Raw genomic sequence first — 14,852 nt, forward strand, 5'->3', positions numbered from 1 at the left:
AATCGGCTCTACGGAGTAATCGCCACCTTCATCACCCCATCCCTCTGATGAGCAAACAAATCATACGCCGCTTCAATGTCATCCAGCCTGTAGCGATGAGTCACCAGCGGCGACAGATCCACCCCGCCACTTTCCACCACCGCCATCAAGCGCCGCATGCGTTCTTTGCCGCCGGGGCACAAGGTCGTGATGATGCTGTAGTCGCCCAGACCGGCAGCGAAAGCGTCCAGCGGAATGCGCAGGTCGCTGGAGTAAACCCCCAGGCTGGAAAGCCGACCACCCGGACGCAAAACCCGCAGTGCCGACTCAAACGTACCCTGGGTGCCCAATGCCTCGATGGAGACATCGACACCACGCCCATCGGTCAGGGCCATGATCTGTTCAACCACATCGCCGTCCTTGAAATTGACCACATGGGTTGCACCCAGTTGTTTGGCGACGCTCATGCGTTCGGCGACCGCATCGACGCCGATAATCGTGGTCGCGCCTTTAAGGCGTGCGCCGGCCACCGCGCAGAGCCCGATAGGCCCCAGCGCGAACACCGCGACGGTATCGCCGATTTCCACCCCGCCTCGCTCGGCCCCGGAAAAGCCGGTGGACATGATGTCCGGGCACATCAGCACCTGTTCGTCGCTGAGGCCGTCCGGTATCGGGCACAGATTGGCCAACGCATCCGGCACCAATACGTATTCAGCCTGGCAACCATCGATGATATTGCCGAATTTCCAGCCACCGGTGGCCCGAAAACCGTGCCGGGTGTCCGGGCCATCCTGTGAACCGCAGCCGCACAGGCAGGCGTAACTTTGCCCGCTGGGGGTGATTGCGCCCGCGATCACACGCTGGCCTTCGGCAAAACCGCGCACCTGCGAGCCCAGTCGTTCGATGACGCCGACTGGCTCGTGGCCCACTGTCAGGCCTTTGGCGACAGGGTATTCGCCACGCAGGATATGCACGTCGGTGCCGCAGATCGTGGTGGTGGTTATGCGAACCAGGGCATCGAGCGGGCCGACTTCGGGGATGGGTTTGTCGTCGAGCACTATCCGGTTTTTCTCGACGCATACTGCGGCTTTCATGGTGGCCATGGTGATCCCTCCTGATCAGTGCTGCGATTGAGTTCAGCACGAAATCGGGACGCTGATGGATTGCCGGATCAAAGGTTGATGGCGCGCTGTATGCCTTCAGGTGCTCCGCGTTATCGTTCATCGCGGGCAAGCCACGCTCCTACGGGGGAGGCGCAAAGGTATCGAAATGGCTTTCCAATACATCAATAAATCCAGATGTCAGCCTCAATACATATGAATTTTCTTTGATGTTTCCCCACTTTAAGCTCCTTGTCACTCCTTTCCCGAAGGAGCTCGTTTCGTCGGTACGCCTGAACGAACAAGGCGATCCTAAAAATAAATGTGTCTGCCGACTCAAGGAATTCCTATGTCATCTACACGGCAAAGCGCCGATGAACACCTGCTGCACAGCCAGGGCTATGCCCAGGAGCTGCATCGGGGGCTGTCTCTGTGGTCATCATTTTCGGTCGGCTTCGCCACGGTTTCGCCCGTGGTCGGTATCTATTCGGTCATGTCGCTGGGTGCCATGAGTGTGGGTCCTTCGTGGGTCTGGATCGTGCCGTTGTGCCTGGCGTTGCAATTGCTGGTGGCCCTGGTCTATGCCGAGCTGGCCTCGCAGTACCCGCTTGCCGGTGGTTGCTACCAATGGGTCAAGCGCCTGGCGGGCGATCGCTGGGCGTGGTTTACCGGCTTCATGTACCTGGCATCCGCACTGGCCTCGTTAACCACCGTGGCCTATTTGGGCGGGTTCTGGCTGTGGCTGTTTTTCACAGGCTTACCGCCTTCCGCCAACGCCCAGGTGTTCAGTGGTGCAGTGTTGTTGCTGCTGGGTCTTGGGGTGAATCTGTTCGGGATCAACCCGCTCAAGTATTTCGTCAATGCCGGCATCATCGCCGAGGCGATTGCCTCCATCGGCATCGGCGTATTGTTGCTGCTGTTCTTCCGCAACCACTCGTTGTCGCTGGTGTTTGAAGGCCTGACGTCTACGCAGGGTTCCGACGGTTCCTACCTGTCGGGCTTCCTGACAGCCATGGCCGTGGGTGGATGGGCGTTCCTCGGTTTTGATGCCTGCTCGCAAGTGTCCGAGGAAACCGCCGACGCCCGCACATCGACCCCACGGGCCATCTTGCGCTCGATGATTCTGGTCGGGCTGACCGTAATGCTGACTGCGTTCGCCGTCACCCTGTCCTACACCGACACGGCGGCGATGGTGTCCGGCCAGGTCGTCGACCCGGTCACCCCGGCTGTCGTCGATGCCTTTGGCGCCTGGTCGGAACGGCCGTTCGTGGGCATCGTGCTGGTCGCGTTCATCGCCTGTGTCGTCTCTGTGCAGACCTACATCGGTCGTGCCGTATTCGGCATGGCACGGGACTCGATCCTGCCCGCATCAAAGCTGTTGCGCCGCGTGGACAAGCGCAAAGTGCCCTTTGCCGCCATGCTGTTCAGCACGCTGTTTGCCAGCTTCGGCCTGGCCCTGGGCTTGAACGCAACGGCCGTCGGCACCCTGATCGCGTTTGGCAGCGGCGGTTTCTTCGTGGTGTTCCTGATCGTGGTGACCTGCGCCCTGCTCGCTCGCCTGAGCGGTAAATGGAAAGCCGAGCCTGGCGTGTTCAGCCTCGGCCGCTGGGGTGTGCCGATCAACCTTGCCGCGTTCTTCTGGCTGGTGTTCGAAAGCATTAACGTGGCCTGGCCACGGGAATCCCTCGCCCCACCCGGTGCGCCCTGGTTTCAGGTCTGGGCGGTGATCCTGGTGTTCTCGATCCTGGCGGTACTGGGCCTGATCTACATGGTCTACGCCAAACCCTATCAACGCACCGTCAGCCCCCACCTGCACGTTCAATAACGCCCTTGTCTTGCCGTGCAAGGCGCCTCTCCTGCGCCTTGCCGATCTGGAGTTTCAGATGTCCCTTCACTATTGGAATTACCCCACGGATATTTTCTGCGGACCGAGTGCGCTCGATGCGTTGGCGGAGCGCTGCACCTTGCTGGGCATGCGCAATCCCTTGCTGGTCACCGACCCTGGCATGTTGTCCCTGGAACCGTTGGTGCTGCTCAAGGCTCACCTGACCCAGGCCGATATACCGTTCAGCGTGTTCAGCGAAGTCGCCAGCAACCCGAGCATGGCGGACGTGGCCCAAGGCGTTGCTGCGTTCAAGGCCGGCAAGCATGACTCACTGATCGCCCTGGGCGGCGGTAGCGCGATGGATGCCGCCAAGGGCATCAGCCTGGCGGCCATCGACGGGCAAGGACTGCAACGGTTCGAATGGTCCCAGGTCATCGCCCACTACCCCACCCTGACGGACTTTCCCCGCCTGGGGCTGCCACCTTTGATTGCCTTGCCGACCACGGCTGGCACGGGTTCGGAACTGGGCCGCGAAGCCGTGTTGACCCAGAGCGAAGAGAACGTCAAACGGGTGATCAGCCACCCGGAACTGCTCCCGGCCACGGTGATTCTCGACCCGGTTTTGACCCGAGGCCTGCCGCCCACCCTGACGGCGGCCACGGGCATGGACGCTTTGACCCATCACATTGAAGCCTTTTGCTCGCCCCTGTATCACCCGATGTCTTCGGGCGTTGCGGTGGAGGGCATTCGCCTGATCCAGCAGCACCTGATCGATGCCCATGCCAACGGCCAGGACATGGTCGCGCGCGAAGGCATGCTCGTGGCCTCCGCCATGGCCGCCGTGGCCTTTCAGAAAGGCCTGGGCGGTGTGCACGCCCTCGCCCATCCGCTGGGCGCCCGCTATCACAAGCACCACGGCTTGTTGAACGCGATCCTCCTGCCCTATGTGCTGATGGCCAACCGGGAAACGATTGCCCCGGACATCGCGCGGCTGGCGCGCTACCTGGAGTTGCAGCAAGCGGATTTCGACGGCTTTCTCGATTGGGTGCTGGACCTGCGCAAACGCCTCGGCATTCCTCACTCATTGGCTGAAATCGGTCTTGATGCCGACGCCGCGTCCTGGGTGGGAGAACAGGCGCTGGCCGACATTTCCTCATCGGACACCAATGCCTGCGTCCTCAGTGCTGACGACTACAGCCAGATTTTCCGCAACGCTATACAGGGCGTGCTTCAGGGAGTACGACCATGACCGCCACCCATTACATCGACGGCCGTTGGGTGGCCGGTGAGGGTTTCGACTGCATCACCGTCTTCGACCCGGCACTGGGCCAACCCTTTGCCGAGCTGACTGCAGCGAGTGCCGCGCAAGTCGATCAAGCCATTGCCGCCGCACGCCAGGCATTCCCCGGCTGGCGCAACCTCAGTGGCTCGCAGCGCGCAGCTTATTTGAATGGTTTTGCCGAACAAATCGAAACGCGCCGCGAAGCACTGATCGCGCTGCAGATGCAGAACAACGGTAAACCCCGCCATGAAGCCGTGGTGGACATCGACGATGCCGTCGCGACGTTTCGCTATTACGCAGTCCTGGCTGAAGCACTCGATGCCCGGCAGGACCGTGATGTGCCGCTGGCCGTACCGGGTTTCAATGCCTACACGCGCCTTGAGCCGGTGGGTGTGGTGGGCTTGATCGTGCCGTGGAACTTCCCGTTGGTCACCAGTGCCTGGAAGCTCGCACCGGCACTGGCCGCCGGTTGCACGGTGGTGCTCAAGCCGTCGGAGATCACGCCGTTGATCGAGCAGGCCTACGGCCACATCGCCGATGCACTGGGCCTGCCCGCGGGCGTGCTGAACATTGTCGGCGGTAAAGCCGAAGTCGGCGCAGCGCTGAGCAACCACGCCGGTCTCGACAAGCTGTCATTCACCGGCAGCAACGCCGTCGGCAGCCAGGTCATGCGCAGCTCGGCTGCCCATTGCCGCCCTCTGACGCTTGAGCTGGGTGGCAAGTCCGCGATTGTCGTTTTCGACGATTGCGACCTCGATCAGGCCGTTGAATGGATCGTCGCCGGTATCTGCTGGAATGCCGGGCAAATGTGCTCGGCGACCTCGCGGCTGCTCGTGCAGGACAGCATCGCCGATGCGTTGATGCAACGCCTGAAGAGCGCATTCGAAACACTGCGGGTCGGCAATCCACTGAACGGCGAAGTCGATATGGGCCCACTCACCAGTCAGGCGCAATGGTCCAAAGTGTCGGAATACTTTGCCATCGCTCGCAGCGAAGGCTTGCATTGCGTGACCGGCGGCGACGTGCAGCGTGACCCGGGCTGGTTCGTCAACCCGACCCTCTATGCGGACGTGCCGGTGACCAGCCGCTTGTGGACCGAAGAGATTTTCGGCCCGGTGTTGTGTACCCGTCGCTTCTCCACGGAGCAAGAAGCGCTGGCAGTGGCCAACGATAGCCGCTTTGGCCTGGTGGCTACCGTCATCAGCGCCGATCTGGTTCGCGCCGAACGGGTCGCCCAGGCGCTGGAAGTCGGCCACGTCTGGGTCAACTCGATCCAGGCGGTGTTCGTCGAGACGTCCTGGGGCGGCACCAAGGGCAGCGGCATCGGCCGTGAGCTGGGACCGTGGGGCCTGGCCGCCTATCAGTCGGTCAAACACATCACCCGCTGCCTTGGCTGACAGGCTTAGAGGTTGTGCTCGGCCAGCAAGTCATCGATGAAGGCACGCACGGCTTCGCTTTGCGGGTGACCGACGTGGGTGATCATGCTGTGTTGTACCTCGTAGCGAAGCGTCGCCGGCTGCAACGCGCGCATTTGTCCGCTCGCCAGCCAGGGCCGGGCGTAATGGGCCGGGAGATACCCCAGGTGTGTGCCGGCCAGTACGCCATGGGCCACCGCTTCCATATGATGGGCGGTGGCTGAAGCGCGCTCGGGCGTCACCGGCAGGACCTGGTCGGCCGGCAGGAAACCATGCCTGATCCAGTCACTGGCCTGCAGCTGTTCGACAGTGGGCGCATCGACCGAGAACAGCGGGTGCCTATCCCCGCAGAAAATGCCGATTTCTTCCTTGTACAACGGCTGGTAGGCCAGCGTCGGCAACGGCCGGCTGAAATAGGAAATCGCCAGGTCCAGTTGCCCATCGATGACCGCCAACTCAAGCTCCGTGGGCGAATTGACGAAGATGTGCACGTGCATGTCGTGGTCGCGCTGATAAAAACGGCCGATGGCCGCATCGATCCGGGCGGTGGGCAAGGTCGCGATGTTATCGGCCAGGCCGAGATACAGATCACCCACCAGGCGCCCGGCCAGGTCCTGTGCCTCGTCGCGAAATGCATCCACCGCGCCGAACAACGCTGCCGAAGCCTTGAGTATCCGCTGGCCTTTTTCGGTCAAGCGAAACCCGCCCTTGCCGCGCTCGCAGATGCGATAACCGAGGCGTTTTTCCAGGCTTGAAATGTGCGTGCTGATGTTGGATTGGCTCATGTTCAACTCGGCCTGCGCAGCCGTAAACCCACCGCACTTCACGACGATGGCGAAAATGCGCAACAGGCGCAGATCCATGTCCGTCACATTTCTAAGCACCGATGATCTCGCTTTCAGTTGAATGGGCGCGCATTGTCGGGCGCTAATGGAAGAGGGCCATTCAACGATCGAGGCCTGTTGCGCGTCAATCAAAGTTTGTGCAAAAGCGTCGAAAACGCGCCTCGAATCGATCTCAGCTGTCATGCCACAGCAGCGTCTCCTGCGCGGGTGCTCGCGTCGTGTAGAAGCCATTGGCAGGTGAATCGTGGTCGGCATAACCAAAGGAAACACCACAGACCACGAGCCGGTCCTCGTCGATGCCGAAATGTCGACGCACAAACCCGGCGTGGCTGGCCAGCGCGGCCTGGGCAATGATCCCCAGGCCCAGTGCCTCGGCTGCCAGCAGCAGGTTGGCTACGTAGCCGCCGCAATCGACTGCACCATAAGTACCCAGTGTGCGATCACTGGTAATGATCGCGACATGCGGCGCGTCGAACAGTGAAAAATTGCGCAGGGTCTGTTGCTGGCTGGCGACCCGGTCGCCCGGCGCGATGCCGATGCTTTCGTACAGTTGTCGTGCGCATTCACGGCGACGCTGCTGATATACGCCCTGGTATTCACCGGGGAAAGGCAAGTCCGGCGCCGCAGAGCCCGTCTGCAGCTCGTTGATATACGCGGTGCGGAAGCGCTCGGTGGCATCGCCCCGGGTCACAATGACCTGCCATGGCTGCGTGTTGCACCATGACGCAGTGCGTTGCGCCAAGGCGAACAGTCGAGAGATCAGCACGGGGTCGACGGGTTGTGGAAGAAAGGCGCGGCAGCTGCGGCGGCGCTGCAGCAAACCCTCAAGCGCATCGAACTCGGTCGGGTTCATGATCCTGTCTCCATTGATGAAAGCCGATACCAGGCTGGTCTGCTACCAGATCCAAGCTTATCCAGAGAAGGTCGTGCATGTCCCACCCTTGAATGGGTGGGGGGAACGTCCGGGTTGCCCCACCCTTGCATCCGAGGCTGCTATCAAACCATTTGCGTTCCAGGAGGGTCTGTTTGTCGACACTTCAATCTGCTTGCACGGTCACTTGTCGCTGCTCGCCCAACCCCGTGATGCCCAGCCGAACCGTCTGCCCCGCACGCAGGAACACCGGCTGTGGCTTGATGCCCAAGCCGACACCCGGTGGCGTGCCGGTGGAAATCACATCGCCCGGTTGCAGGCTCATGCAGCGGCTCAGGTAGGCAATCAATTGCGGCACATTGAAGATCAGCGTGCGCGTGTTGCCTTGTTGGTAGCGGTGTCCGTCGACCTCCAGCCACAGGTCCAGCGCATGGGGCTCGGCAACTTCATCGCGGGTGACCAGCCACGGGCCGAGTGGGCCGAACGTATCGAAGCCTTTGCCCTTGTCCCAAGTGCCGCCACGCTCCAGTTGCCATTCACGCTCCGAGACATCGTTGATCACGCAGTAGCCGGCGACGTGCTCCATGGCGTTCGCTTCATCGATATAACGCCCGCCTTTGCCGATGACCACGCCGAGCTCCACTTCCCAATCCGTCTTGAGCGAGCCCCGCGGGATCTCGAGGTTGTCGTTCGGACCGCAGATGGCGCTGGTCCATTTGTTGAAGATGATCGGCTCCTTGGGCACTTCCATGTTCGACTCGGCCGCATGGTCGGCGTAGTTCAGGCCGATGCAGATGAATTTCCCGACCTGCCCTACGCAAGCGCCAATCCGCGGCTGCCCAGAAACGATCGGCAGGCTGGCCGGATCGATCGCGGCTAGCGTCGCCAGGCTTTCAGGACTCAGGGCCGTCCCGGCGATATCCGCCACGTGGCCCGAGAGATCGCGGACCTGATTGTCGGCATCCAGCAGGCCGGGCTTCTCCGAACCTTTTTCGCCATAACGCAACAGTTTCATTTGCTTCTCCTGCTTAAACTGAAAAGTGCAAACCGGGTTTCAGATGCTCATGCCGCCATCGATGACGTGCACGCCACCGGTGGTGTAGGTCGACGCATCACTGCCCAGGTACAGAGCCAACCGGGCAATCTCTTCGGCGCTGCCGATTCGACCCATGGGTTGGCGCTCGAGAAATTGCTGAAACACCTGTGCTTCGTCGACGCCCTGCTGCACGGACTGGGCGGCAATGCGCTGGCGCAGCGACGGCGATTCCACGGTGCCAGGGCAAATCGCATTGCAGCGAATGCCCTGGCCGATAAAATCAGCGGCAACGGCTTTCGTCAGCCCCACCACGGCCGCCTTGCTGGCAGCATAGGCAAAGCGGTTGGGCACGCCCTTGACGCTCGATACCACCGAAGACATGTTGATGATCGATCCGCCGCCCCGTTCCAGCATACCCGGCAGAAAGGCGCGAATCATCCGGTACATGGCCGTGACATTGATGTCCATCGAGCGCGCCCAGGACGCTTCGTCACACTCCAGGATATTACCGCTGGCCACATACCCCGCGCAGTTGAACAACACGTCCAGTCCACCGATACGCTCGCTGGTTTCGCTGATGGCACTGGCTGAGGTGACGTCCAGGGTGATGGCGGTGATGCCATCAACGCCCGCCAGCCCGCGAATATCGATGTCCGTGGCAAACACCTCGGCGCCGGATTGGGCAAAGGCCTTGGCGCTGGCCAGGCCGATTCCCTGCCCCGCGGCTGTGATCAGCACTCGTTTGTTCTGCAGGTTCATGCCGTCTCCAGCTTCGCGTTGATGGTCGCGGTTTTAGGGGTTCGGCCGAGCATCGATGCGGGAATGGCAAGGATCAGCCCGCCGCTGACGAACAGGCACAGCGCCAGGACATAGGTACCGTTGTTGATGTTGCCGGTGAGGTTCTCCGCCACGGCCGTGATCATCGAACCGGTGAAGCCGGACAGATTGCCGATGGCGTTGATCATGCCGATGCCGGCAGCCGCCGCGACTCCCGACAGCACGGTCCCCGGCAGGGTCCAGAAAATCGGCATCAGGCTGAGAATCCCGGAAGCGGCGATGCTGAGGAAGAACACCGACAGCACCAGATTGTCGGCAAAGAAGGCGCTGAGGATCAGGCCGACGCCACCGGTGAACGCAGGAATCGCGGCGTGCATGCGGCGCTCGCCGGTGCGGTTGGAGTGGCGGGCGTTGAGCAGCATGGCCACGACGGCCACGGCGTAGGGAATGGCGGTCAGGAAGCCAATGTGCAAGCTGTTGGTGATACCGGTGCTCTTGATGATCGAGGGCATCCAGAACGCCAGTCCGTAGAAGCCGGTGTTGAAGGTCAGCAGGATCAGCACCAACAGCCACACCCGCGGATTGAAGAACACTTCGCTCAGGCGCGAGGCCTTGCCCTGGTTATCGGTTTGCAGATTGGCCTTGAGCAAGGCTTTCTCCGCAGCGGACAGCCATTTGGCGGAGTCGATGTTGTTGGCCAGGCAGGCGATCACGACGAACGCCATGATCACCGAAGGAATGCCTTCGATGATCAGCATCCATTGCCAGCCGGACATGCCGTGCACGCCTTGCATGCTGTTCATCAACCAGCCGGACAGAATGCCGCCCAGGGTCAGGCTGATCGGCATCGCCATCAGGAACCCGGACATCACCCGGCTTTGCCGATGGGTCGGAAACCAGTAGTTGAGGTAGAGAATCACACCGGGGAAGAAACCGGCTTCACAGATCCCCAGCAGGAAGCGCAGCACGTAGAACATGGTGCTCGACTCGATGTGGAAGAAGCCCGCCAATGGCACGGTGAATGCCACGGCCATGGAGATCACGGCCCAGGTCAACATGATACGGGCGATCCAGAAGCGTGCGCCGTAGCGATGCAGCAACAGATTGCTCGGCACTTCAAAGAGGAAATAGCCCCAGAAGAACATGCTGGCGCCCAAGGCATAGACGGTATTGCTGAACTGCAGCTCGTTGAGCATGTCGAGCTTGGCAAAGCCGATGTTGACCCGGTCCAGGTACGCGGCCATGTAACACAGGAGCAGGACGGGAAGTATGCGCCAGATGACCTTGCGGTAGGTTCGGTCTTCAAAGTCGAGCTCGCTGGCTTGCGCCTGCGCAGGTATCTGCTCGGATATCGTTTGCATGAGGTAACCCCTGGGCATGTGGACACGCCTGATTGTTTTTATCGACGGGGTCACTTTACTGGCGCGAATCGATTCATTCCCAATGGCATTTTCGGATTAACCGATAACGATCTGTTATCGAAAACGCCTGCAAACGTCGCCGTTTTCAACTGGTCGGATCCCGGGCCAGCCGGGCGTTGTCCTTCAATATCTCGGCAAACTCCAGGGCCGCCCCCACCAGCTGCTCGCCCTTGCGCGTGAGGATGCCGTAATCCTGCGGCACCAGGTGCAACGGCGTATCCAGGATCTTGAGCTGGCCGCTCTCGAGGAGCGGATTGACCATGGCGTTGGGCAGCATTCCGATCATGGACCCGCGTTGCAGCACCTGCAGGAAGGTCTGCATGGAGATGGTGTCGACGGTGTTTCGCGGCATGCCCACGCCAGCTTCGGCGAACGCCAGTTCCATGCGGCCACGAATGGGTGTGCCCACCGGGTAGAGAATCCACGGCAAGTCCACCAATTGCTGCAATGAGAGGGGGCCGGCAGCGGCCAGCGGGTGTCGGTCGTTGACCACGATGCAGAACGGTTCGGGCGCCAGTGGCTGGAAGTCGTAATGCTGCTGCTGGCTTTGATCGGTGAAACGGGCGATGGCCAGGTCGAGTTTTTTCTCTTCTAGCATTTTCATCAGGTGGTTACTGGTTTGCTCCACCACCTCGATCGATAGCAACGGCCAGCGTTCCTTGATCTGCAAGATGGCTTCGGGCAACGCCACGGCGGTGGCGGCGAAAATACCGCCGATCCTGAGGTAGCCATGACCGCCTTCGCGCAGGCTGCTGATTTGTTCGACGAACGAGCGCGCGTCATTCAGGGCAATCTGCGCATAGCGCAGCACATGCTCTCCCAGTGCCGTAGGTGGCATGCTACGCGGCAGGCGTTCGAATAAAGCAAAGCCCAGCAGGCTTTCGATTTCCTTGAGCATCTTGCTGATGGCCGGCTGACTCAGATTCATCTGTTGCGCCGCCAGGTGCATGTTGCGGGTGCGCCCCAAGGTGTCGATCAGCTGCAAATGCCTGAATTTGAGCCATCCGCAAAAGTGGGTGAATGAAAGTTCCGACATGGGCACACCTCGCCAGGCGATAACTGTACGTTATCAATTATTGAAATTATCTCATTGGAGTTTATCGGCTGTGCGCCCTAGCGTGAAGTCTTTACGAACCAGGAAGATTGCCATGTCGCTAATGCTTACCCCCGAAAACACCCTGCCAGCCGATGGTGTAGCCGGAACCCTGATTGGCCGTGCCTGGGTACCAGGACGAATCGCCGGACCTTCGCCAATCGTCCTGCGCGCCGACGGCGTATTCGACCTGTCGGAGCATTTCGCGACTTTGAGTGACTTGCTGGAATCCGATGCTCCCCTTTCGGCAGTTCGCGACGCGCCCGGCATTTTCATCGCCAGCGTCGAAGCCCTGCTGGCCAACACGGGGCCCGACGCCGATCCATCCAGACCGTACTTGCTACCGCCCCTGGATTTGCAAGTGATCAAGGCTGCCGGCGTAACCTTCGCCGCCAGCATGATCGAGCGTGTGATCGAGGAGCAGGCCGGTGGTGATGCCGCCAAGGCTGAAGCCGTGCGGGCCACCGTGCACGGGGTGATCGGCGACAACCTGCGCTCGATCGTTCCAGGCTCCGAGCAGGCCATGCGCTTGAAAGCCTTTCTTATCGAACAGGACATGTGGTCGCAGTATCTGGAAGTGGGTATCGGTCCGGACGCGGAGATCTTCACCAAGGCACCGGTGCTGGCCTCTGTCGGCAGCGGCAGCCGGATTGGCATTCACCCGGGTTCGCAGTGGAACAACCCGGAACCGGAAGTGGTGCTCGCGGTAAACAGTCGCGGGCAGATCCACGGGGCGACCCTGGGCAACGACGTCAACCTGCGGGACTTCGAAGGCCGTAGCGCGCTGTTGCTGAGCAAGGCCAAGGACAACAATGCATCCTGCTCGATCGGGCCTTTCATCCGCCTGTTCGACGATCACTTCAGCCTGGACGATGTCCGCGCCTGCGTGGTCGACCTTGAGGTACAAGGTGAGGACGGTTACCGGATGCACGGATCGAGCTCCATGAGTCAGATCAGCCGGGACCCGCAAGACCTGGCCGGCCAGACCCTCAACGCCAATCACCAGTATCCCGATGGTTTCCTGCTGTTCCTCGGTACGCTGTTCGCCCCTACCGCAGATCGCGATCATGCCGGCAGCGGTTTCACCCACAAACTCGGTGACCGGGTCAGTATCAGCAGCCCCTTGCTTGGCAGCCTGCACAACCAGGTGACCCACAGTTCCGAGGCAGCGCCATGGACCTTTGGCGTGGGTGCCTTGCTGCGTAACCTGGCCGCCCGAGGACTGCTTGCACGCTGAAGCCACACCAGATTGTCGATTCATCCAATGACAAGAGAGAAATGAATCATGAGTGATACCCCTGGTCGTCGCCTGCGCAGCGAACAATGGTTCAACGACCCTGCCCACGCCGACATGACCGCCCTGTATGTCGAACGCTACATGAACTACGGCATGACCCGTGAAGAGCTGCAATCGGGCCGCCCGATCATTGGCATCGCCCAGACTGGCAGCGACCTGACCCCTTGCAACCGCCATCATCTGGAACTCGCGCAGCGGGTCAAGGCCGGCATTCGCGATGCCGGCGGCATTCCCATGGAATTCCCCGTCCACCCCATCGCCGAACAATCACGCAGGCCTACGGCCGCACTCGACCGTAACCTGGCCTACCTGGGGCTGGTGGAGATTCTCCACGGCTATCCACTCGATGGTGTCGTGCTCACCACCGGTTGCGACAAGACCACCCCGGCCTGCCTGATGGCCGCCGCGACCACGGATCTTCCCTCCATTGTCCTGTCTGGCGGACCGATGCTCGATGGCCACCACAAGGGTGAACTGATCGGCTCTGGCACCGTGCTCTGGCATGCGCGCAACCTGATGGCCGCCGGGGAAATCGACTACGAAGGCTTCATGGAAATGACCACCGCGGCATCGCCCTCGGTGGGTCACTGCAACACCATGGGTACCGCCTTGTCGATGAATGCCCTGGCTGAAGCCTTGGGCATGTCGTTGCCGGGTTGCGCGAGTATTCCGGCGCCCTATCGTGAGCGTGGACAAATGGCCTACGCCACCGGCAAGCGCATCTGCGAACTGGTACTGCAGGATGTGCGTCCATCGCAGATCATGACCCGTGAAGCCTTCGAAAATGCAATCGCCGTGGCTTCGGCACTGGGGGCATCGAGTAACTGCCCGCCTCACCTGATCGCCATCGCCCGCCATATGGGCGTCGAGCTGAGCCTCGATGACTGGCAACGCATCGGTGAAGACGTCCCCTTGCTGGTCAACTGCATGCCGGCCGGCAAGTACCTGGGCGAAGGTTTCCATCGTGCCGGCGGTGTTCCGGCGGTCATGCATGAACTGCAGAAAGCCGGGCGCCTGCACGAAGACTGCACCACGGTCAGCGGCAAGAGCATCGGCGAAATCGTCAGCAGCACGCTGACCAGTAACGCCGACGTGATCTACCCCTTTGAAACGCCGCTCAAACACCGAGCAGGTTTCATTGTGCTCAGCGGTAACTTCTTCGACAGTGCGATCATGAAGATGTCGGTGGTGGGTGAAGCGTTTCGCAAGACCTACCTGTCCGAGCCAGGCGCGGAAAACAGCTTCGAAGCGCGGGCGATCGTGTTCGAAGGGCCGGAGGATTATCACGCCCGCATCGATGACCCGGCGCTGGACATCGATGAGCGTTGCATCCTGGTCATTCGAGGCGCAGGCACCGTGGGCTACCCGGGCAGTGCTGAAGTCGTGAACATGGCCCCGCCGGCAGCGCTGATCAAGCAAGGCATCGACGCCCTGCCCTGCCTTGGCGACGGCCGCCAGAGCGGTACGTCAGCCAGCCCTTCGATCCTCAACATGTCGCCGGAGGCCGCCGTGGGCGGTGGCCTGGCGTTGCTGAAAACCAACGACCGCCTGCGCGTGGACCTAAACGCGCGCTCGGTCAACCTGCTGGTCGACGAAGCCGAAATGGCCCGCCGCCGCGCAGAGTGGACGCCGAACATCCCGCCCTCGCAAACCCCTTGGCAAGAGCTGTACCGGCAACTGGTCGGCCAGCTGTCCACGGGCGGCTGCCTGGAGCCGGCCACCCTGCATTTGCGGGTCATCGCCCGCAGTGGTGGCGAGCCACGGCATTCGCACTGATGGCTGTGGTTGTACTCGAGCTACTTAGGCAGCTGGCCTGCCGGCGATGGCGTCCAGGCAGGCTTTAACCCGGCGCGGACCAACGTTGGTAGAGGCGCCGATGGAGACACTCACAGGATGACGGACAGGCTCAGG

The 14,852-nt window shown here is 61.3% G+C and carries 12 protein-coding genes; 5 read left to right on the plus strand and 7 right to left on the minus strand.

Features of this window, described 5'->3' with window-relative positions; all coding sequences use genetic code 11:
* Positions 1-8: 8 nt before the first annotated feature.
* Entirely contained in the window at positions 9-1,082 is a 1,074-nt protein-coding gene (locus SOP95_RS20920; RefSeq protein ID WP_323608148.1) for an NAD(P)-dependent alcohol dehydrogenase, read from the minus strand.
* 346 nt (positions 1,083-1,428) lie between these two features.
* Here SOP95_RS20920 and SOP95_RS20925 point away from each other — a divergent pair, with 346 nt between their 5' ends.
* The 3 genes from SOP95_RS20925 to SOP95_RS20935 are packed head-to-tail and all read left to right on the plus strand — an operon-like array spanning position 1,429 to position 5,583.
* Positions 1,429-2,904, plus strand: a complete 1,476-nt coding sequence (locus SOP95_RS20925) for an APC family permease (RefSeq protein ID WP_274075298.1) — start codon at positions 1,429-1,431, stop codon at positions 2,902-2,904.
* A 58-nt stretch (positions 2,905-2,962) separates the two neighbouring features.
* Positions 2,963-4,153: an iron-containing alcohol dehydrogenase gene (locus SOP95_RS20930; RefSeq protein WP_323608149.1), complete on the plus strand. Its 1,191-nt coding sequence runs from the start codon at positions 2,963-2,965 to the stop codon at positions 4,151-4,153.
* On the plus strand, positions 4,150-5,583 hold the full coding sequence (locus SOP95_RS20935) for an aldehyde dehydrogenase family protein (RefSeq protein ID WP_323608150.1): 1,434 nt from the start codon (positions 4,150-4,152) through the stop codon (positions 5,581-5,583). Before SOP95_RS20930 ends, SOP95_RS20935 begins: the two co-directional genes overlap by 4 nt.
* Before the next feature lie 5 nt (positions 5,584-5,588).
* Here SOP95_RS20935 and SOP95_RS20940 read toward each other — a convergent pair whose 3' ends face one another.
* The 6 genes from SOP95_RS20940 to SOP95_RS20965 all read right to left on the minus strand — a co-directional run bounded on the left by SOP95_RS20940 (position 5,589) and on the right by SOP95_RS20965 (position 11,587).
* The gene (locus tag SOP95_RS20940; RefSeq protein ID WP_323608151.1) at positions 5,589-6,485 is read right to left on the minus strand and encodes a LysR family transcriptional regulator; all 897 of its coding nucleotides are present in this window, start codon (positions 6,483-6,485) and stop codon (positions 5,589-5,591) included.
* Between the two features lie 133 nt (positions 6,486-6,618).
* Entirely contained in the window at positions 6,619-7,299 is a 681-nt protein-coding gene (locus SOP95_RS20945; protein WP_323608152.1) for a nitroreductase, read from the minus strand.
* Between the two features lie 184 nt (positions 7,300-7,483).
* Positions 7,484-8,332: an ureidoglycolate lyase gene (locus SOP95_RS20950; protein WP_323608153.1), complete on the minus strand. Its 849-nt coding sequence runs from the start codon at positions 8,330-8,332 to the stop codon at positions 7,484-7,486.
* A 39-nt stretch (positions 8,333-8,371) separates the two neighbouring features.
* Entirely contained in the window at positions 8,372-9,112 is a 741-nt protein-coding gene (locus SOP95_RS20955) for an SDR family oxidoreductase (RefSeq protein WP_323608154.1), read from the minus strand.
* Complete coding sequence (locus SOP95_RS20960; RefSeq protein WP_323608155.1) at positions 9,109-10,491, minus strand: MFS transporter; 1,383 nt, start codon at positions 10,489-10,491, stop codon at positions 9,109-9,111. The genes SOP95_RS20955 and SOP95_RS20960 overlap by 4 nt, the downstream gene beginning before the upstream one ends.
* Before the next feature lie 145 nt (positions 10,492-10,636).
* Positions 10,637-11,587, minus strand: coding sequence for a LysR family transcriptional regulator (locus SOP95_RS20965; RefSeq protein ID WP_323608156.1), 951 nt, complete (start codon positions 11,585-11,587; stop codon positions 10,637-10,639).
* A gap of 112 nt (positions 11,588-11,699) precedes the next feature.
* Between SOP95_RS20965 and SOP95_RS20970 the strand changes: the two genes are divergently transcribed.
* Positions 11,700-12,881: a fumarylacetoacetate hydrolase family protein gene (locus tag SOP95_RS20970; RefSeq protein ID WP_274075305.1), complete on the plus strand. Its 1,182-nt coding sequence runs from the start codon at positions 11,700-11,702 to the stop codon at positions 12,879-12,881.
* A 48-nt stretch (positions 12,882-12,929) separates the two neighbouring features.
* Complete coding sequence (locus SOP95_RS20975; RefSeq protein WP_323608157.1) at positions 12,930-14,717, plus strand: IlvD/Edd family dehydratase; 1,788 nt, start codon at positions 12,930-12,932, stop codon at positions 14,715-14,717.
* The last annotated feature ends 135 nt before the right edge of the window (positions 14,718-14,852 follow it).

This window comes from Pseudomonas sp. YuFO8 (assembly GCF_035065025.1).
Lineage (GTDB): Bacteria > Pseudomonadota > Gammaproteobacteria > Pseudomonadales > Pseudomonadaceae > Aquipseudomonas > Aquipseudomonas putida_AE.